Origin of the sequence: Curtobacterium sp. GC_Cur_3 (genome assembly GCF_026544205.1) — a bacterium.
Classification (GTDB): Bacteria; Actinomycetota; Actinomycetes; order Actinomycetales; family Microbacteriaceae; genus Curtobacterium.
Genome location: NZ_JALNUI010000011.1, coordinates 35342 through 52190 on the forward strand (window position 1 = coordinate 35342; position 16849 = coordinate 52190).

The window sequence follows — 16849 nt, forward strand, 5'->3', positions numbered from 1 at the left end:
ATCTTCCTGCACACGCCTGTGCACGTTCCAGTCGTGCAGATCCGAACCGCGCCGCCTGGAGGCCCGTCACCGGTCCGACGGACCGGTGACGGGCCTCCAGGCGGTCGTCTGCTCAGAGCACCGACTTCGGCACCCGGTGCAGCGTCACCGCCCCGACCGCGGCGAACGGGTGGAGCGGGTCCGGCGCCCCGGAGCCGGTGGGCCCGCCGAGCTTGGAGTCGCCGACGGCGCTGAGGACGGCGTAGGCGTCGTCGGCGTCCCAGCCGTGCTCGTCGACCAGGAAGGCGAAGGCGTCCTCGTAGCCGCGGCGGACGCTCTCCTGGACGGGCTCGCCGAGACCGACGAAGAGCCAGTCGTCCGCCGTCTCGATGCGCGGTGCCCGCAGTGTCGGGCCGCCCTTGACGAGGTCGACGGACACGACGGCGGTGCCCTGGGCCTCGATCGCGACGAAGGAGGACTCGCCCTCCGCCATCAGCGCGTGGATGTCCCCGATGGACAGCAGTGCCCCGGGCACGCGGACGGGCAGGTACACGGTGGAGCCGGGGCGGGCCTCGGTGACGTCCATGTTCCCGCCCTCGGGGTGGGCCGGCATGATCGTCGAGTTCTCGCCCTCGGCCGGGGCCGTGCCGATGCAGCCGATCATGGGTCGCACCGGGAACGCGTGCCGTTCCGTCACCTGCACGGTCCCGTCCTCGATCGGGCAGCGGCGGGCGGAGACGCGGTCGCCCATCACGTGCTGCAGCGCTCCGGACCCCGGCAACGAGACCGACCAGCCGTGCGTGGTCAGCTCGATCGCGTGGATGGTCACGGCGAGGGTGTCGCCCGGCTCGGCACCCTCGACGAAGACCGGGCCGGTGACGGGGTTGATCGGCGCCTGCAGCTGCGCCATGTCGTGGTGGTCGTCGAGCTCGGCGTAGACGGCGTCGGTCGTCTCGAAGCCGATCGTCTCGCCGGTGCCGGGCCGGACCGTCAGGACGGGCTCCCGGTCAGCCGCGAAGCCGGGGCGGCCGAGCGTGTTCGGCAGGAGGTGGTCGGGGGTCATCGGATCTCTCCTTCGGCGCCGACCTCGGTGGACCGGCCGGTGAAGCGGTAGTACAGGAACACGAGGGCGCCGACGGCGAGCCAGATGATGCCGCCGACCTTGGCCTCGACGGCGGCGTTCAGCAGGACGTAGCCGATGATCAGGAAGCCGATGAGCGGCACGACGAGGTGCAGCAGCCAGTTGCGGGACTTCCCCTTGACCATGTGGTGCACGAACACCGACACGTGCAGGAGCATGAAGCCGAACAGCGCGCCGAAGTTCACCAGGGACGAGATCGTGTCGATCTGCCCGACGAAGAACAGCACCAGGATCGCGGAGAGCACCGACACGACGATGATCGCGTTCTGCGGGACCTTCCGGCCGTTGAGCGTGTGCAGGAAGGCGGGCAGCTGCCGGTCGCGGCTCATCGAGAAGAGCAGACGGCTGGTGGCGGCCTGCGCGGCCATGGCGTTCGCGATGCCGACAGCGAGCACGTTCACGGCGAAGAACGCCGTCGCCCAGCCGCTCGACGACGCCTGCTCGACGATCGTGAAGAAGGCGTTCCCGGCCTCGCTCTTCGGGAACGCGTCACGACCCCCGGCGAGCGCGCTGGCGAGCCAGGTCTGCAGCACGAACAGGAACGCGACGATGAGGAGCGCCAGGATCATCGCCGTGCCCGCCCCGCCGCGGCGACCGGTCGACTCCTCGGACAGGGTCGAGATGCCGTCGAAGCCGAGGAAGCTCAGCACCGCGATCGACAGCGCCGACGCGATCAGGGGTGCCGACACCTTGGCCGGGTCCCAGATCTGGTCGGTGCTGAACGACGCGTCCGGCACCGTGCCGCCCGTGAGCGCGGTCACGGCGATGATGACGAAGATCACGACGAAGACGAGCTCGATGAGCAGGAAGACGCGGTTCGCGAGCTTGAGCGACGACACCCCGGCCAGGTTGATCACCGTGTTGATCGCCACGAAGACGAGCGCCCACAGCCACCGCGGGGTGCCGGGGAAGATGCCGACCATGCTCTCCGCCGCGAACACGTAGAGCAGCGTCGGGACGAGCAGGTAGTCGAGCAGGATCGCCCACCCGGCGAGGAACCCGGCGGTGGGGTGGATGCCCCGGCCGACGTAGGAGAACACGCTGCCGGCGAGCGGGATCGACTTCGCCATCTGCGCGTAGGCGAGGGCGGTGAAGATCATCGCCACGAGGCCGACGACGTACACGAGCGGCACCATGCCGGACGAGGCGTTGTAGACGGTGCCGAAGATCGCCCACGGGGCGATCGGCACCATGAAGACGAGCCCGTAGATGAGCAGGTCGGTGGTGGAGACGGAGCGCTTCAGCTCCTGCTGGTAGCCGTAGGCCTCGAGCTGCTGCTGCGCGGAGAGCTCGGTGTGCTGCTGCGAGATGTCGGTTCCGTTTCGGGTTGCGGGACGGTGCGGGGGCGGTGCGGTGGAGCGGCGGACGGGAGGCGCGGGGCGGGCTGCTGGGGAGCCTCCCGTCCGGCGGTGGTCGGGTCAGGCGTGGTCGGGTCAGGCGTCGTCGTGTGCGGCCAGGAAGGCCGCGACGACGCGGCGGAACTCCTCCGGCTGTTCCAGGTGGCTGCAGTGGCTGGCGCCGGCGAAGACGTGCTGGCGGACGTCGGCGATGCGCTCGACGAAGGGGGCCCATGTGGCCGGGGTCGCCTCGTCGTGCTCACCGGCGACGACGAGGGTGGGGACGGCGACGCGGTCCAGCCGGTCGACGACGCTCCAGTCGCGCAGGGTCCCGATGACGTGGAACTCGTTCGGGCCGTTCATGGTGTGGTAGACGGTCGGCTCGGCCTCCATCTGGGCTTCGGAGTCGACGAAGTCCGGAGGCATGGGCACGACGCGGCAGACGTGGCGCTCGTAGAACACCTGCGTCGCGGCGACGTACTCCGGGGCGTCGGTGGTGCCGGCCTCCTCGTGCCGGGTCAGGGTCTCCTGCACGTCGGCGGGCAGCTGCGCGCGGAGCTCGGCGGCGCCCTCGACCCAGAGCTGCATCGAGGCGGGGGAGTTGCAGATCATGAGCGACCGGAGCCCCTCGGGCTGGCGCACCGCGATCTCGGCGCCGAGCATGCCGCCCCAGGACTGCCCGAGCACGTGGTGCTCCCCGAGGCCCAGGTGCTCGACGAGCGCGGCGTACTCGTCGACGAACAGCTGGGGCTGCCAGGAGTCGACCGGGGCGTCCGGCCGGTGGGAGCTGCGGCCGCAGCCGAACTGGTCGTGGTGGACGACGGTGCGCCCGGTCTCGTCCGCCAGCGCGGCGAGGTTCCGGAGGTAGTCGTGGGCCATGCCGGGGCCGCCGTGCAGCACGACGAGGGGCAGGGCGCCGGGGACGGGCCGGTCCGGAGTGGTGATCCGGTACCAGGTCTCGCCGTCCTGGAACGGCATCGTGGATTCGCTGACGCGGGACATGACGGTCAGCATGGACGGGCGAAAGGTCCCAGGCAAGACCTTTTCTCCTCGTTTAACGTGGTCGTAACAGGGCAATGCGGCGGAGAGGGGTCTCGTGACGGTTCGTGCGCCGGAGACCCGCGTCGACGAGGTCGAGGACCGACTCGTCACCGCCGTCGCCGTGGGGGAGTACCTGCCCGGCACTGGGCTGCCGCCGGAACGCGAGCTCGCCGCGCTGCTCGGCGTCGCCCGGGTCACCGTGCGCGGTGCGATCGCCCGGCTGGTCGACCGCGGGCTGCTCGAGACCCGACGCGGTCGTGGCGGCGGCACCTTCGTCCGGACGCAGTGGCCGGACTCCTCGTCCGAGGCCGTCGGCCGCGTGCTGCTCGCCCGCTGGGCCGGGATCCAGGACAGCGCCGACGCCATCGCCCTGCTGCACGGGGCCCTCGCGACCGCCGCCGCCGAGCGGGTCACGCCGACCGAGGCCGCGGCGATCCGACAGTGCCTCGAGGCCTTCCGCGTCGCCGCGTCCGGCGCCGAGAAGCAGCAGGCCGACGCGGTGCTGCACCGCACGATCATCGAGGCCGCCCGCAACGAGGCCCTGCGCGCGGCGCTCGCCGGTCTCGAGGCCCAGATCTCCATCGCCGCTCCCGCGCACCTGTGGGGCACCGCCGACGGGATGGCCGTCATGGAGGAGCGGGCGCTCCACGACCACGAGGCCCTGGTCGACGCCGTGTGCGAGGGACGCGCCGCGGACGCCGGCGTCATCGCCAGGAAGCACGTCGGGATCGACGTCGAACTCCTGCAGCAGGCCATGCTCCGCGCGGGTCAGGTCCCGACCGAGGACTGACCGGCGTCCTTCGGTCAGCGCGATCCGGACGATGCCGACGTGATCCGGATGACCTGTGTCTGCCATGAGATCCCGCGTGGTACAAGCACCCCCTACTGGGGGCACGGAAGCCCTGTCAACCCCGTTCCGCCGGCCGATCGTGCCCCGTAACATCCACCGCGAGCGGCTGAGAGGCGGTCGCTCGGACACCCCTCGGGACAGGGGTGTCGTGGTCACATCAGGGAGTGACAGCTCATGCAGAAACGCACCACGAAGCGCACTGTGCTCGTCGCGGCGCTCATCTCCGCGGCCCTCGTCGCGATGCCGATCCAGGCAGAGGCGGCGACGTCGACGGCACCGGTCAACGCACCCGTCGGCAACATCGGCAAGTTCCGGCAGTCCTTCACCGAGAACTTCGCCACGTCCGCGGCAGCGAACGGCACGATGGCGAAGACCTACTCGAACTCGTGGCAGCCCTACCCGGACGCCACGGGCAACACCTACTGGTCCGGCTCGCAGATCAGCACGGCGGGCGGTGTCATGGACGTCAAGCTCGACGGCAAGCGGGGCGCAGCCGGGACCTTCGGCACGCCGAGCGGCGCCTGGGGCAACGTCGGCGGCAAGTTCACCGTCCGGGCGCGGGCCACCGGCGGCACCGGGAACGGCGCCGCGTTCATCCTCTGGCCGACGTCGAACGTGTGGTCGGAGGGCGAGATCGACTACCCCGAGTCCAACTTCGAGTCCTCGCCGATGCTCCACCAGCACTCGATGGTGCGCGGCACGGAGTCCGCCGCGACGAGCCTGTCCACGCGGGTGTCGTGGAGCGACTGGCACACCTACTCGATCGAGTGGATCCCCGGCGACCGCGTGACCTACCTGCTCGACAACAAGGTCATCGGTGTCGTGAAGAAGAACGTGCCCAAGACACCGCACCGGTACATGTTCCAGGTGGGCAACTGGGGCGCCGTGGGACACCTCTACGTCGACTACGTGACGATGTACAAGTACGTGGCCTGAGTCGGATCGCTTCGGTCGCGCTCCCGCTCGGTGAGTCGGAACGCGCGTAGGAGGTCGGAACGCGCGTAGGGGGTCAGAAGTTCTGACCCCCTACGCGCGTTCTCGCTCCCTACGCGTGATCTGACCCTCGCGCCGCAGCGAGCTCGGCGGCCAGTGAGCGGTTCCGCTCCGCGATCAGCCGCATCAGGTGGCGCCGGAGCACCAGGACCTCGGCGATCCGCCCGAGCGGCCCGAGCGGCGCGCGGAACTCGATGGTGTCGACCATCCGCGTGCCGCGAGCCGACGGCGCGAACCGGTGCTCGTGCCGGAACCGGGCGAACGGACCACGGACCTGTTCGTCGACGAACCGGTGGGGAGCCTCCAGTGCGGTGATCTGGCTCGTCATCCGCCAGACGACACCGAGGTGGCGGGCCCGCCACGTGACGGACTCACCGAGCCCGATCGTGCCGGTGGTCGTGCCGGCGACCGCCTGCTCGCCGGTGGCGGCCATGGACCGCTCGTGCGCGCCGATGTCGAGCGACAGCGCGAAGGCCTGCTCCGGCGACGCATCCAGCTCGGTCTCGATGCGGAAGGTCACAGTCATGGTCCGATCCTGGCCGCCCAGGCGGCAGGATGGTGCCGTGTCCGCCATCACGACCGCCAGGAGGCTCGCCCCGGGCCTCGCACTCGCCACCGGGATCGCCGTGGTCGCCACCGTGATCGGTCGGTTCCTGCCCGTCGTCGGGGCGCCGGTCAGCGGGGTGGTGCTCGGCGCGGTGATCGGTCTGGTCCGTCGCCCGTCCGATGCGCTGAAGCCCGGCATCACGGCCGCGAGCAAGTTCGTGTTGCAGCTCGCGGTGGTGCTGCTCGGTGCGCAGCTGTCGCTCCTCGAAGTCGCGCGGGTCGGCGTCGCGTCGCTGCCCGTGATGCTCGGCACGCTCGTCATCTGCCTGGTGGCCGCGTGGCTCGTCGGGCGGGCGCTCGGCGTGGTCGGCAACCTGCGCACCCTGATCGGCGTCGGGACGGGCATCTGCGGGGCATCCGCGATCGCCGCGGTCACGCCGGTCATCGGGGCGGTCTCGGTCGAGGTCGCCTACGCCGTCTCCACGATCTTCCTGTTCAACGTCGCCGCGGTGATCGTCTTCCCGGTCGTCGGGCACGCCCTCGGGATGAGCCAGCACGCGTTCGGGCTGTTCGCCGGCACCGCCGTGAACGACACGTCCTCGGTGGTGGCAGCCGCGAGCACGTACGGCACGCAGGCCGCGAACTTCGCCGTCGTCGTGAAGCTCGTCCGGACGCTCATGATCATCCCGATCGTGCTCGGGCTCGCCTGGATCGTCGGGCGTCGGGAGCAGGCCGCCGCCGCGCTCGCCGCGTCGGAGGCCGGTGCGGAGCCGACGCCCGCCGTCCGCTGGACCCCTCGCCGCGTGTTCCGCCTCGTCCCGTGGTTCCTCATCGGGTTCGTCGTCGCCGCGGCGGTCAACTCCACCGGCGTCATCCCCGGCCCGGCGCACCCGGCGATCGCCACGGTCGCCGCGTTCCTCATCACCGTCGCGCTGAGTGCGATCGGGCTGTCCACCGACATCGCGGGCTTCCGTCGCGCCGGGTTCCGGCCGCTCGTGCTCGGACTCGTGCTGTGGGTCGTCGTGTCGCTGTCGAGCCTCGGGCTGATGGCTCTCACGGGCTCGTTCTGAGCGGTTCGTGCTGACCGGTAGCGTCGCAGGCATGACCTCCCCCTTCCCGGTGATCGACGGACACAACGACCTGCCATGGGAGCGCCGCGAGTCGCACGACTCCGGGCTCGACGGCATCGACACCGAGCAGGACTCCCTGCACACCGACCTGCCGAAGCTCCGCGCCGGCGGTGTCGTCGGGCAGTTCTGGTCGGTCTTCGTGCCCGCGGACGACCCCGACCCCGTGCGGACGACCCTGCAGCAGGTCGACCTCGTGCACCGGATGGTCGAGCGGTACCCGGACGACCTCGCCCTCGCCAGGACCGCCGCCGAGGTCCGAGCGGCCGTCGAATCCGGGCGCATCGCGTCGTTGCTCGGCGCCGAGGGTGGGCACTCGATCGGCAACGACCTCGCCGTGCTCCGCACCCTCGCGCGGCTCGGCGTCCGCTACATGACCCTGACGCACAACGACGACACGCCCTGGGCCGACTCGGCCACCGGGGCCCGGGCGCACGGCGGTCTGACGGACCGGGGGCGAGAGGTGGTGGCGGAGATGGAGCGCATCGGCATGCTCGTCGACCTGTCCCACACCGCCCCGGCCACGATGCGCGACACGCTCGACGTCGCCACGCGCCCGGTCGTCTTCAGCCACTCGTCCACGATCGCGATCGACGACCACCCGCGGAACGTCCCCGACGACGTGCTCGGACGCCTGGCCGACAACGGCGGCGTCGTGATGCTGACGTTCGTGCCGAAGTTCGTGTCGCGCGCCTGGGCGGACTGGGAGGAGGCCGGCTCGCCAGGGGAGGGGCCGCTCGTCACCGTGTCGGACGTCGCGGACCACGTCGAGCACGCGCGGGAGGTCGCCGGCGCCGCGCACATCGGCCTCGGCGGGGACTACGACGGCACCCCGGTGCTGCCGCCGGACCTGCGCGACGTGTCGCGGTACCCGGTGCTCGCCGCCGAGCTCGAGCGCCGAGGGTGGAGCGCCGCGGACCTCGGGGCGCTGGCGAGCGGGAACGTGCTCCGCGTGCTCGAGGCCACGGACGACCGCTTCGCCCGCACGGCCCTCGTGCGCTGAGCCCGCCCTCCCTCGGTGCGGCCGCCCGCGGGCCACGGGCAGCGGACGGGAGGCCCGTGGTGCTCCCGGCGGACGGGGCGCGTCACAGACACGGCCACGTCGGGTCCGGTGGCTAGGATCACAGGCGCACACCGCGCCTCCAGGATGGGTCGCGGACGCGACCGACGTGAGGACGGAACCGATGAGCGGCACCATCTACGACAACATCTCGCAGGCCTTCGGGAACACCCCGCTCGTGCGGCTGAACCGGCTGCCTGCCGAGGGCGGGGCCGAGATCCTCGCGAAGCTCGAGTTCTACAACCCTGGCGCCAGCGTGAAGGACCGCCTCGGCGTCGCGATCATCGACGCGGCCGAGGAGTCCGGCGAGCTCAAGCCGGGCGGCACCATCGTGGAGGGCTCGTCTGGCAACACCGGCATCGCGCTCGCCCTGGTCGGTGCCGCACGCGGCTACAACGTGATCGTGACCATGCCCGAGACCATGAGCGTCGAGCGCCGGGCCGTGATGCGCGCGTACGGCGCCGAGATCGTCCTGACCCCGGGAGCCGAGGGCATGCAGGGCGCCGTCGCGAGGGCCGCCGCGATCGTGGACGAGACGCCCGGCGCGATCCTGGCGCACCAGTTCGAGACGGCCGCGAACGCCGCCATCCACCGCAAGACCACGGCGGAGGAGATCCTCCGCGACACCGAGGAGCACGTGGACGTGTTCATCGCGGGCGTGGGCACCGGCGGCACCATCACCGGAGTCGGCCAGGTGCTCAAGGAACGCGTGCCCGGCGTGCAGATCGTCGCCGTTGAGCCCGCCGACTCGCCGCTCCTGACGCAGGGCAAGGCCGGACCGCACAAGATCGCCGGCATCGGCGCGAACTTCGTCCCCGAGGTGCTCGACCGCTCCGTCATCGACGAGGTCTTCGACGTCGAGCTCGACGACGCCCTGCGCGTGGCCCGTGCCCTGGCGACCGACGAGGGGATCCTCGCCGGCATCTCCTCCGGCGCGATCATCCACGCCGCCCTGGTGATCGCGGCGCGACCGGAGAACGCCGGCAAGCGCATCGTCGCGATCGTCTGCGACACCGGCGAACGCTACCTGTCGACCGTGCTGTTCGAGGGGCTCACTGCGTGACCCGAGCTCGACGAGGCGTGCTGCGCACCATCCGGGAGGACCTCGCCGCAGCACGCCGAGGTGACCCGGCAGCACGCGGGGACCTTGAGAACGCCGTGGTCTACTCCGGACTGCACGCGATCTGGGCCTACCGGCTGTCGCACCGGCTGTGGCTGGCGCAGGGCCTGCCCGGCTCCCGCTTCGCCGCGCGCATCGTCGCGCAGACGGCCCGCGCGCTCACCGGAATCGAGATCCACCCCGGCGCCCGCATCGGCGCGCGGTTCTTCATCGACCACGGCATGGGCGTCGTCATCGGCGAGACCGCCGTCGTCGGGCACGACGTGCTGATGTTCCACGGCGTGACGCTCGGCGGCCGTGGCGGTGCTCACGGGCCTGGCGCCAAGCGGCACCCGACCGTGGGGGACCGGGTGGTGCTCGGCGCCGGGTCGTCCCTGATCGGTGCGATCACGGTCGGGGACGACTCCGTCGTCGGCGCGGGCACGGTCGTCACGAAGGACGTTCCCGCGGGGTCGGTCGTCACCGGTGTCGCCGGCGCCGCCCGGCCGCGGTCGGGCGGCGAGGGTGTGCCGGCGCTCTGACGGTGACGCTGCCCCGGCTGGTTCCGGGCGCCGGAGTCAGCTCTTCTCGCAGGCGATGCCGTCAGCGTCGCGGTCGGACTTCTTGTTCGCGTTGTAGAGCGCGTCGTCCTTCTTCACGGTGCCCTTGAGCGCCCGGTAGGTGACCTTGCCGCCGGACGTGACCTTGTTCTGCGTCACCGACTTCTTCGCGATGCCGCCGGAGTAGACCTTGTTGATCGCGGCGCAGTCCTTGTAGACGGTCGGCGCGGCCTGGGCTGAAGCGGCTCCGCCGAGCGACACGGTGGTCGCCAGGACGGCTGCGGCAGCGGACAGGCCGATGGTGCGGATGACACGGTTGGTGCGCACGGATTCCCCCGGGAGGTCGATGCCACGTCGGGTACGCGGCACGCTGATCATAGGGATTCCTCAGGAAATGCGGAAGGGTTGTCGTGCGTCTGCGGCATGCTGGCGGGATGGACGGGGAAGCCCTGCACGAGGTCGCACTGCGGACGGCCCTCGCGCTGCCCGCGACCGAGGAGACGCAGCCCTTCGGTGAGGGCGCGATCGTGGTGAAGGTCGTCGGGAAGATGTTCGTGATGACGACCGAGCTGCGGGGCGTCCCGATCGTGAACCTCAAGTGCGCTCCGCCCCACGGTGCGGCGCTGGTGCGTGACCTCGCCGAGGTCACGCCGGGGTGGCACATGGACAAGCGGCACTGGATCACGCTGTCGCCGGGGCCGGGCATCGACGAGGTCCTGGTGGAGGACCTGGTCGCCAATGCCTGGGACCTCGTCGTGGCCGGTCTCCCGCGGGCGCGGCGGCCGCTCGACCCCACGCGGGGCGATGTCCTCCCGCCGACCCCAGGGCCAGCAGACCAGCGCCCCTAGACGCCCCCGCGGATCCGCCCCGTCGCCAGCGCCTTGCGCGCCTCGCGCTCCACCTTCGGTGCGACCGGCCGGTCGACGTCGAGCACGGCCTGCGCCTGCTCCTGCGTGAGCCCGGCGAACATGTCGCCGATGGTGACGCCGTGCGCGGGCCGGTCGATGACGGTGATCGAGTCACCCGCGGCGACCGGTCCCGACTTCAGCACGCGGAGGTACGCGCCGGGGCGGCCCTCGTCCGCGAACCGCTTCACCCACTTCGTGACGCCCATCCGCCGGGCGAAGGTGCCGCAGGGTGTGCGCGGGATCGTCACCTCGAGCAGCAGGGTCTCGCCGACGCGCCAGCGCTCCCCGATGACCGCTCCGGTGACCTCGACCCCGGAGGTGCGGAGGTTCTCGCCGAAGAGCCCGGCGGGCACGGGGCGGTCGAGCATCGCGGCGAAGTGCTCGGCGTCCTCGTCGGCGTACGCGTACACGGCCTGGTCCTCGCCGCCGTGGTGCTTCCGGTCGGCCTGCACGTCGGCGTGCAACCCGAGCGGGCGGACGCGGACGGGCCCGTCGACAGGACGTTTGTCGATGGCCGTGACCCCGATGACACCGGAGTCGGGCAGCAGGCGGTCCACGCGGCAGACGGCGATCACGGTCGACATGGGTCCACCCTGCCGCATCCCGGGTCCCGACCGGAAGCTGGCAGTTGGCTGGACCCCGTGACGATCCGCCCGGGCCCGCCGTCCCATCCGTGAACGACGAACACCGTGAACGACGAACACCACGACCCGCGACAGAAGGAGCACGACCATGACCGACATCACCCGCGCCACGAGCGCCACCCCCACCGCGTCCGGCACGACCGTCATCGACGACGCCGTCGTCTCGAAGGTCGCCGGCATCGCCGTGCGCGAGGTCCCGGGCGTCCACGGCCTCGGCGGCGGCGCAGCCCGTGCCATCGGCGCCCTCCGCGACGCCATCGGCCAGCGCGACCACAGCCAGGGCGTCAAGGTCGAGGTCGGCGAGCACCAGGTCGCCGCCGACGTCGTCATCGTCGCCGAGTACCCCGTCGCGCTCCAGGACCTCGCCGAAGCCGTCCGCTCGTCGGTCACCCGCGCGATCGAGCAGCTCGTCGGGCTCGACGTCACCGAGGTGAACGTCACGGTGCAGGACGTCTTCATCCCGGGCGAGGACGACGACGCGAAGGACGACCAGCCGACCCGCGTCGCCTGACGTCCCGTACGGCGTTCCCCCATCACTGACCAGTAGAAGGTAACGGTGCAGCACCAACCTCCCGGGACGGCCCTCGTCGACCTGGACGACGGCGTCCTCGCCGGCCGATCGGCCGACGGGGACGTCCGCGCGTTCGAGGTCCTGATCCGGCGGCACACGCCGCTGCTGAGGGCCTACGCCCGGCGCACGCTCGGCTCGACCGACGAGCTCGACGACGTCGTGCAGGAGACCTTCATCACCGCGTGGGACAAGCTCGACGCCCTCGAGGACCGCGCGCACGTCCGGGCGTGGATGATGCGGATCCTCTCGCGGAAGTGCCTCGACCGCATCCGTGCGCGTCGGGACCACGACGACGTCACCGAACTCGAGGTCGCCGCCCCCACCGACGGCGCCCCCGAGCGGGTCGCCGAGGCACGGGACCGGGAGCACGCGGCCGAGCTCGCGCTGGCGTCCCTGCCCGAGGCGCAGCGGCAGTGCTGGGTGATGAAGGAACTCCTCGGCTACCGGTACGAGGAGATCGCCGAGGAGCTCGACGTGCCGCTCTCCACCGTCCGGGGACTGCTGTCCCGAGCCCGGAAGAACATGATCAGTCTGATGGAGGGATGGCGATGACCGCCGGACCCGACCCCCGCGAGACGGACCCGAGCGTCCTCGCAGCCCTCGAACCGGAGGACCTCGACGGGCACTCGATCGACGAGCTCGCCGACTACCTCGACGCCGGCATGCAGCCGGCGGACCCGAGCATCGACGACTCGCCGGCCTGCCAGAACGCCCTCGCCGCCATCATCCGGCTGCGGAACGCCTCGCTCAGCGCCCTCGAGACGGCGGCCCAGCACGAGGCCCCTGCGGACGAGTCCTGGATCGGCGGGGTCCTGGCGAACATCTCGCTCGAGGCCCGCGCCGGCCGCGACGTCCCCCTGCGCGCCGAGTCCGAGACCGAGCGTCCCGTGATGACCGAGGGTGCGATCCGCTCCCTCGTCCGTCGCGCCGGTGACGCCGTCCCCGGCATCGTCGTCTCCCGGTGCTCCATCGACGGCGACGTCACCGTCTTCGCCGCACCGGTCCGCGTGACGGTCGAGGTCGCGATCATCGCCGGCCCCGCCATCCACGCGACGGCCGAGCTGGTCCGCACCGGCGTGAGCGTCGCGCTGGCGGAGCAGACCGACCTGGTCGTCGAGGCCGTCGACGTGCTGGTCCGCGACCTCCTGGTCGACCCGGCAGCCGTCACCGAAGCCGCCTCCGGACGCACCCGCACGGTCGACCCGACCGACACCACCGACAGCACCGCAGGGGAGGCCGACGCATGAGCGACACCGACGACACCCGTGACACCGGCACGCCGGTCCCCGCCACCACCCCGACCGAGCCCACGACGTGGTCGGCCACGGCCCTCGCCGCGATCGAGGCCGTCGTCCTCGGTGTCCCCGGCGTCGCCGACGTCTTCCGCGCCCGACCGACCGTGCAGAGCGCCGTCGCCGCGATCCGCGTCGGCGTCACCCCGACGGTCAGCCGCCTGGTGCTCGACGGCGCCGTGCTCCGCATCGTGATCGGCACCGACGGTTTCGCACCGGCCCCGGCCGTCGCCCGCGCCGTGCACGACGCCGCCCTCGACGAAGCTGCACGACACCGTCTCGTGCTCTCGCGGGTCGACGTCCGCATCGCCCGCATCGGCTGACGCGACCCCAGAGCGGACGGGAGGCCCGTGGCGGCGCCGCCACGGGCCTCCTGTCCGCCGGTGGAACTCACGGAGCCGGGTCTGCTCCCGATGCCAGGAGCTCGTGCCGCAACGCGGCCGCGAGACGGGACGCGAACCGCTCGACCGCCCCCGCTTCGGCCGCACTGAGCGCGTCGATCGCGGCGATGACGGGCGACCGCAGATGTCCGTAGGCGCGAGCCAGGTCGTCCACGGCCGTGCCCGACGGGAGCACGACGATGCCGCGACGGTCCTTCGGGTTCGGTCGGCGCTCGGCCCGACCGTCCCGCACGAGCCGGTCGACGAGCTTCGTGATGCCCGCGGTGGAGAGCCGGAGCGTCCGCGCCAGCTCCGTCGGGTTCACGGAGCGGCCCTCCTGGTGGGCCTGCACGAGGTGTCGGAGCGCGAGCGCGTCGACCGGCAGCATCTGCAGATCGCGCAGCGCTCGTTCGTCCGCGTCGTGGACGCTGTCGCTGAGAGCCTGCAGGCTCGCGATCGCGGCCGCGCCCTCCGGGGTGCTCGGCTGCAGGCCGCCACCGTCAGAGCGTTCGCGGATCGTCTCGTCGGTGCTCATGCTGTCTCAGCCCCTCGTCATGTGGACAAACGCACGTCCCATGATGCTCCTGTGGCCCGGAACTGGGTTGGTAATCAGCTGAGTGAGACAACTGTCACTCCCCGACGCCACCGACCCGCGGTGGCGGAGATCAGAAGGAGTGACCATGTCGAACACCTCAGGGAACCCCGCACGGCACGACACCGTCGTCCGTCGCACCTGGAACGAGACCAAGTCCGCCCTCAAGACCACGGAGTTCTACGCCTGGCTCGTCGTGTCGATCGCGATCCTCATCGCGGCAGCCGTGACCGACGACGGTGACGACGGACAGCGCTTCGGTGCGGACCACGCGTGGCTCTACGTTGCCGTCGTGACCGCCGCCTACATCGTCAGCCGCGGGATCGCGAAGTCGGGCGTGCGCAAGCCCGACCACGACGAGGACCACCGCGACCACAACGGCCGTTCGGTCTGACCGCAGGACACGGCGTCCGCAGCGGACGGGAGGCTCGTGGCGGCGCCGCCACGAGCCTCCCGTCCGTCATCGGGCCGGGCCAGGAGTCACGGGGTCCTGCCTGCGGGGAGGGGGACGGCGGCGACTTCGAGCACCACGACGATCGCGGCCACCAGCAGCGCCGTCGCGACGAGTGACGCAGCCGGCACGGCGATGCTCGCGACGATCGCGACGGTGAGGACGACGACGGTCACGTTCGCGCGGACCGTGAGCGACGGCCGCAGGGCCAGCGCCCAGATGGCGGTGACGAACACCGCCACGGGGACCGCGACGGTGGCGGCGACCGAGGCGTGCGACAGGTCCGCGTGGCCGGCGTCGGCGCTCACCGCGACCTCGATGCCGGCGGGCAGGGCGGCAGCTGCTGCGAACACGACGTAGTGCCCGTACCCGAACAGGAGCGCACTCGGCAGGCCGCGGATGTGCTCGTGCTGCTCGCGGGAGAAGTAGATCCACCACAGTCCGGCGACGATGACGAGCCCTCCGGCCGCGAGGACCAGGAGCGGCGCCAGGTGTTCGGCGTCGTGCAGGCCGTCGATGACCGCGTTCGCGGAGGCGACGAGCCCCTCACCGAGGACGATCAGCGTGAACAGCGAGTAGCGCTCGGCGATGTGGTGTCGGTGCCAGGGGGTCGTCGCGGTGCCGGACTCCGCCCACACCGGGACGGCCAGCTCGAGCAGCACGAGCACCGGAGCCACGAACGGCACGGCGCCGGCGGGCAGGATCAGCATCAGGACCCACAGGGCCTGCACGACGACGATGCCCACGGCGTAGCGCACCGCGTTCGACCGGTAGGCCGGACTGGACGCGGCGGCGCGGATCCACTGCGCGACGAGGGCCAGGCGCATCACCACGTACCCGATGACGACGACGGTGAAGTCGTTGTCCCGCATCGCCGGACCGACCCCTGCGGCGAGCACCAGCACGCCGGCCATCTGCACGAAGGTCGTGACGCGGTACAGCCAGTCGTCGGTGTCGAACGAGGTGGCGAACCACGTGAAGTTGATCCAGGCCCACCAGATCGAGAAGAAGACCAGCGCGTAGGAGAGGACCGCGGCGGTGACGTGCCCCTCGGCCTCGATCTCGTGCAGGTTCATCGCGGCGAAGCCCACCGCGACGACGAACACCAGGTCGAACAGTAGCTCGAGCGGGCTCGCGGCGCGGTGGTCCTCGGCGGGGTCGCGGGGTGCCATGCGGCGCAGTCCGGTCAGGAGGGTCACGGGGTCTGCTTACACGACGACGGGCCCCGGGGGAACCCGGGACCCGTCGACCGTGCGTGTCGCTCGCTCAGTAGAAGTTGTTCGCCTGCGAGTGGCCCCAGGCGGCGCACGGGGTGCCGTACGCGGCGGCGATGTACTGCAGCCCCCAGGTCACCTGGGTGGTGGCGTTGGTCTGCCAGTCGGCCGCGACCGTCCCCATCTTCGACCCGGGCAGCGCCTGCGGGATCCCCGTGGCACCGCCGTTCGCGTTGTACGCGCGGTAGTTCCAGCCGGACTCCTTGGTCCACAGATTGTCCAGGCACTGGAACTGGTCGGCACCCCAGCCGTACCGCGAGGACGCCATGGCGCTCGCGGTCGCCTTGGCACCGGCGGGGGTGTTCGCCGCCGCCTGGAGTGCTGCGGCCTTCGCGGCTGCTGCTGCCGCTGCGTCGGCCGCGGCCTTCGCTGCTGCGGCGTCCGCCTGGGCCTTCGCAGCGGCGACGCGAGCGTCGGCGTCGCGCTTGTCCTGGTCGGCGCTCGCCTGGGCGACGTCCTGCACGGTGTCGACGGTCGACTCGATCCGGTCGCTCAGCGCGCCACCCGAGAGCGTCGGGTAGTCGGACAGCGCCGAGATGTGCCGCTCGAGCACCGTCGTGTCGGTCTTGTCGTTGGCGTCCGCGACGACCGTGCGCGCGGTGACGATGGTCGCCGCCGCCTGGGCCCGGTCGAGGGCGGTGCCGTGGAGTGCTGCCACCGGGGTCGCGGAGGCGCTGGCCGTCGGGACGCCGAGTGCCTCACCGATGGCCGGCTGCGTGCCGACCGCGAGGGCACCGCCGGCGACCGCGAGGACCGCCGCGCCGCTGACGGCGAGGACCCCGCGACGGCGCATGGCCCGTCGGAACCGGCGGCTCGGGGTGTCGAGCGCCTGCCGGCGGGTGGTGGGAGTGGTGCTCGTGCTGGTGCTGGTGCTGGTGCTGGTGCTCGTGCTCGTGCTCGTGCTCTGGGGGAGAGGGTGCTGTCCTGTCATCGTTTCCGGTGGTCAGGCGACTCCGTGCGTGCGCGCTGCGTCGTCGCGCGGGCACGGGGAGCCGGGGGAGACC

21 protein-coding genes are annotated in these 16849 nt (G+C 71.8%); 12 read left to right on the top strand and 9 right to left on the bottom strand.

From position 1 onward, the window contains the following. Positions 1 to 112: 112 nt before the first annotated feature. The 3 genes from OXR63_RS07545 to OXR63_RS07555 all read right to left on the bottom strand — a co-directional run bounded on the left by OXR63_RS07545 (position 113) and on the right by OXR63_RS07555 (position 3459). Positions 113 to 1042, bottom strand: a complete 930-nt coding sequence (locus tag OXR63_RS07545; RefSeq protein WP_267421539.1) for an acetamidase/formamidase family protein — start codon at positions 1040 to 1042, stop codon at positions 113 to 115. Continuing rightward, the gene (locus OXR63_RS07550) at positions 1039 to 2430 is read right to left on the bottom strand and encodes an APC family permease (protein WP_267421683.1); all 1392 of its coding nucleotides are present in this window, start codon (positions 2428 to 2430) and stop codon (positions 1039 to 1041) included. The genes OXR63_RS07545 and OXR63_RS07550 overlap by 4 nt, the downstream gene beginning before the upstream one ends. Before the next feature lie 123 nt (positions 2431 to 2553). Next, positions 2554 to 3459 carry a proline iminopeptidase-family hydrolase gene (locus OXR63_RS07555; protein ID WP_267421541.1) on the bottom strand — a complete coding sequence of 302 codons (906 nt, stop codon included), beginning with the start codon at positions 3457 to 3459 and terminating at the stop codon, positions 2554 to 2556. Between the two features lie 94 nt (positions 3460 to 3553). On the opposite strand from OXR63_RS07555, the gene OXR63_RS18380 reads away from it, so the two are divergent. Next, positions 3554 to 4288 carry a FadR/GntR family transcriptional regulator gene (locus OXR63_RS18380; protein ID WP_267421542.1) on the top strand — a complete coding sequence of 245 codons (735 nt, stop codon included), beginning with the start codon at positions 3554 to 3556 and terminating at the stop codon, positions 4286 to 4288. 234 nt (positions 4289 to 4522) lie between these two features. Beyond that, positions 4523 to 5284, top strand: coding sequence for a glycoside hydrolase family 16 protein (locus OXR63_RS07565; protein WP_267421543.1), 762 nt, complete (start codon positions 4523 to 4525; stop codon positions 5282 to 5284). Between the two features lie 109 nt (positions 5285 to 5393). Here the strand turns inward: OXR63_RS07565 and OXR63_RS07570 are convergent, their stop codons facing one another. Further along, a complete protein-coding gene (locus OXR63_RS07570; RefSeq protein ID WP_267421544.1) occupies positions 5394 to 5867 on the bottom strand; it encodes an SRPBCC family protein in 474 nt (157 codons plus the stop codon). 37 nt (positions 5868 to 5904) lie between these two features. Between OXR63_RS07570 and OXR63_RS07575 the strand changes: the two genes are divergently transcribed. From OXR63_RS07575 to epsC, 4 genes are all read left to right on the top strand, one after another. Then, on the top strand, positions 5905 to 6957 hold the full coding sequence (locus OXR63_RS07575) for a YeiH family protein (RefSeq protein WP_267421546.1): 1053 nt from the start codon (positions 5905 to 5907) through the stop codon (positions 6955 to 6957). A 31-nt stretch (positions 6958 to 6988) separates the two neighbouring features. Then, positions 6989 to 8017 (top strand): dipeptidase, encoded by a 1029-nt coding sequence (locus tag OXR63_RS07580; protein WP_267421548.1) that lies wholly within the window; start codon positions 6989 to 6991, stop codon positions 8015 to 8017. A 181-nt stretch (positions 8018 to 8198) separates the two neighbouring features. After that, on the top strand, positions 8199 to 9137 hold the full coding sequence (cysK, locus tag OXR63_RS07585; RefSeq protein WP_267421550.1) for a cysteine synthase A: 939 nt from the start codon (positions 8199 to 8201) through the stop codon (positions 9135 to 9137). A 17-nt stretch (positions 9138 to 9154) separates the two neighbouring features. Further along, positions 9155 to 9715 carry a serine O-acetyltransferase EpsC gene (gene epsC, locus OXR63_RS07590; protein ID WP_267421551.1) on the top strand — a complete coding sequence of 187 codons (561 nt, stop codon included), beginning with the start codon at positions 9155 to 9157 and terminating at the stop codon, positions 9713 to 9715. 36 nt (positions 9716 to 9751) lie between these two features. Here epsC and OXR63_RS07595 read toward each other — a convergent pair whose 3' ends face one another. Next, entirely contained in the window at positions 9752 to 10060 is a 309-nt protein-coding gene (locus tag OXR63_RS07595; RefSeq protein WP_267421552.1) for an excalibur calcium-binding domain-containing protein, read from the bottom strand. A gap of 107 nt (positions 10061 to 10167) precedes the next feature. Here OXR63_RS07595 and OXR63_RS07600 point away from each other — a divergent pair, with 107 nt between their 5' ends. After that, positions 10168 to 10581: an MmcQ/YjbR family DNA-binding protein gene (locus tag OXR63_RS07600; RefSeq protein ID WP_267421554.1), complete on the top strand. Its 414-nt coding sequence runs from the start codon at positions 10168 to 10170 to the stop codon at positions 10579 to 10581. Here OXR63_RS07600 and OXR63_RS07605 read toward each other — a convergent pair. Then, the gene (locus OXR63_RS07605) at positions 10578 to 11225 is read right to left on the bottom strand and encodes an MOSC domain-containing protein (protein WP_267421556.1); all 648 of its coding nucleotides are present in this window, start codon (positions 11223 to 11225) and stop codon (positions 10578 to 10580) included. The two genes, OXR63_RS07600 and OXR63_RS07605, sit on opposite strands and share 4 nt — an antisense overlap. A 148-nt stretch (positions 11226 to 11373) precedes the next feature. Here OXR63_RS07605 and OXR63_RS07610 point away from each other — a divergent pair, with 148 nt between their 5' ends. The 4 genes from OXR63_RS07610 to OXR63_RS07625 are packed head-to-tail and all read left to right on the top strand — an operon-like array spanning position 11374 to position 13471. Then, positions 11374 to 11796: an Asp23/Gls24 family envelope stress response protein gene (locus OXR63_RS07610; protein WP_267421558.1), complete on the top strand. Its 423-nt coding sequence runs from the start codon at positions 11374 to 11376 to the stop codon at positions 11794 to 11796. A gap of 45 nt (positions 11797 to 11841) precedes the next feature. Then, on the top strand, positions 11842 to 12408 hold the full coding sequence (locus OXR63_RS07615; RefSeq protein ID WP_267421560.1) for an RNA polymerase sigma factor: 567 nt from the start codon (positions 11842 to 11844) through the stop codon (positions 12406 to 12408). Then, the gene (locus tag OXR63_RS07620) at positions 12405 to 13103 is read left to right on the top strand and encodes a hypothetical protein (protein ID WP_267421562.1); all 699 of its coding nucleotides are present in this window, start codon (positions 12405 to 12407) and stop codon (positions 13101 to 13103) included. The genes OXR63_RS07615 and OXR63_RS07620 overlap by 4 nt, the downstream gene beginning before the upstream one ends. Continuing rightward, complete coding sequence (locus OXR63_RS07625; protein ID WP_267421564.1) at positions 13100 to 13471, top strand: hypothetical protein; 372 nt, start codon at positions 13100 to 13102, stop codon at positions 13469 to 13471. Before OXR63_RS07620 ends, OXR63_RS07625 begins: the two co-directional genes overlap by 4 nt. Positions 13472 to 13538: 67 nt before the next feature. Here the strand turns inward: OXR63_RS07625 and OXR63_RS07630 are convergent, their stop codons facing one another. Next, positions 13539 to 14063, bottom strand: a complete 525-nt coding sequence (locus OXR63_RS07630) for a MarR family winged helix-turn-helix transcriptional regulator (protein ID WP_267421566.1) — start codon at positions 14061 to 14063, stop codon at positions 13539 to 13541. A 145-nt stretch (positions 14064 to 14208) separates the two neighbouring features. Here OXR63_RS07630 and OXR63_RS07635 point away from each other — a divergent pair, with 145 nt between their 5' ends. Beyond that, on the top strand, positions 14209 to 14514 hold the full coding sequence (locus OXR63_RS07635; protein WP_267421568.1) for a hypothetical protein: 306 nt from the start codon (positions 14209 to 14211) through the stop codon (positions 14512 to 14514). A gap of 86 nt (positions 14515 to 14600) precedes the next feature. Here OXR63_RS07635 and OXR63_RS07640 read toward each other — a convergent pair whose 3' ends face one another. After that, a complete protein-coding gene (locus OXR63_RS07640; RefSeq protein WP_267421570.1) occupies positions 14601 to 15770 on the bottom strand; it encodes a low temperature requirement protein A in 1170 nt (389 codons plus the stop codon). 67 nt (positions 15771 to 15837) lie between these two features. Beyond that, complete coding sequence (locus tag OXR63_RS07645; protein WP_267421572.1) at positions 15838 to 16776, bottom strand: phospholipase; 939 nt, start codon at positions 16774 to 16776, stop codon at positions 15838 to 15840. Positions 16777 to 16849: the final 73 nt, after the last annotated feature.

What these genes read in the sequence shown, in the direction of transcription:
- OXR63_RS07635 (WP_267421568.1), top strand. Translation starts at nt 14,209, where the DNA reads ATGTCGAACACCTCAGGGAACCCCGCACGGCACGACACCGTCGTCCGT.
- OXR63_RS07645 (WP_267421572.1), bottom strand. Translation starts at nt 16,776, where the DNA reads ATGACAGGACAGCACCCTCTCCCCCAGAGCACGAGCACGAGCACGAGC.
- OXR63_RS07630 (WP_267421566.1), bottom strand. Translation starts at nt 14,063, where the DNA reads ATGAGCACCGACGAGACGATCCGCGAACGCTCTGACGGTGGCGGCCTG.
- OXR63_RS07565 (WP_267421543.1), top strand. Translation starts at nt 4,523, where the DNA reads ATGCAGAAACGCACCACGAAGCGCACTGTGCTCGTCGCGGCGCTCATC.
- OXR63_RS07555 (WP_267421541.1), bottom strand. Translation starts at nt 3,459, where the DNA reads ATGTCCCGCGTCAGCGAATCCACGATGCCGTTCCAGGACGGCGAGACC.
- OXR63_RS07605 (WP_267421556.1), bottom strand. Translation starts at nt 11,225, where the DNA reads ATGTCGACCGTGATCGCCGTCTGCCGCGTGGACCGCCTGCTGCCCGAC.
- OXR63_RS07625 (WP_267421564.1), top strand. Translation starts at nt 13,100, where the DNA reads ATGAGCGACACCGACGACACCCGTGACACCGGCACGCCGGTCCCCGCC.
- cysK (WP_267421550.1), top strand. Translation starts at nt 8,199, where the DNA reads ATGAGCGGCACCATCTACGACAACATCTCGCAGGCCTTCGGGAACACC.
- OXR63_RS07600 (WP_267421554.1), top strand. Translation starts at nt 10,168, where the DNA reads ATGGACGGGGAAGCCCTGCACGAGGTCGCACTGCGGACGGCCCTCGCG.
- OXR63_RS07580 (WP_267421548.1), top strand. Translation starts at nt 6,989, where the DNA reads ATGACCTCCCCCTTCCCGGTGATCGACGGACACAACGACCTGCCATGG.
- OXR63_RS07570 (WP_267421544.1), bottom strand. Translation starts at nt 5,867, where the DNA reads ATGACTGTGACCTTCCGCATCGAGACCGAGCTGGATGCGTCGCCGGAG.
- OXR63_RS07610 (WP_267421558.1), top strand. Translation starts at nt 11,374, where the DNA reads ATGACCGACATCACCCGCGCCACGAGCGCCACCCCCACCGCGTCCGGC.
- OXR63_RS07545 (WP_267421539.1), bottom strand. Translation starts at nt 1,042, where the DNA reads ATGACCCCCGACCACCTCCTGCCGAACACGCTCGGCCGCCCCGGCTTC.
- OXR63_RS07620 (WP_267421562.1), top strand. Translation starts at nt 12,405, where the DNA reads ATGACCGCCGGACCCGACCCCCGCGAGACGGACCCGAGCGTCCTCGCA.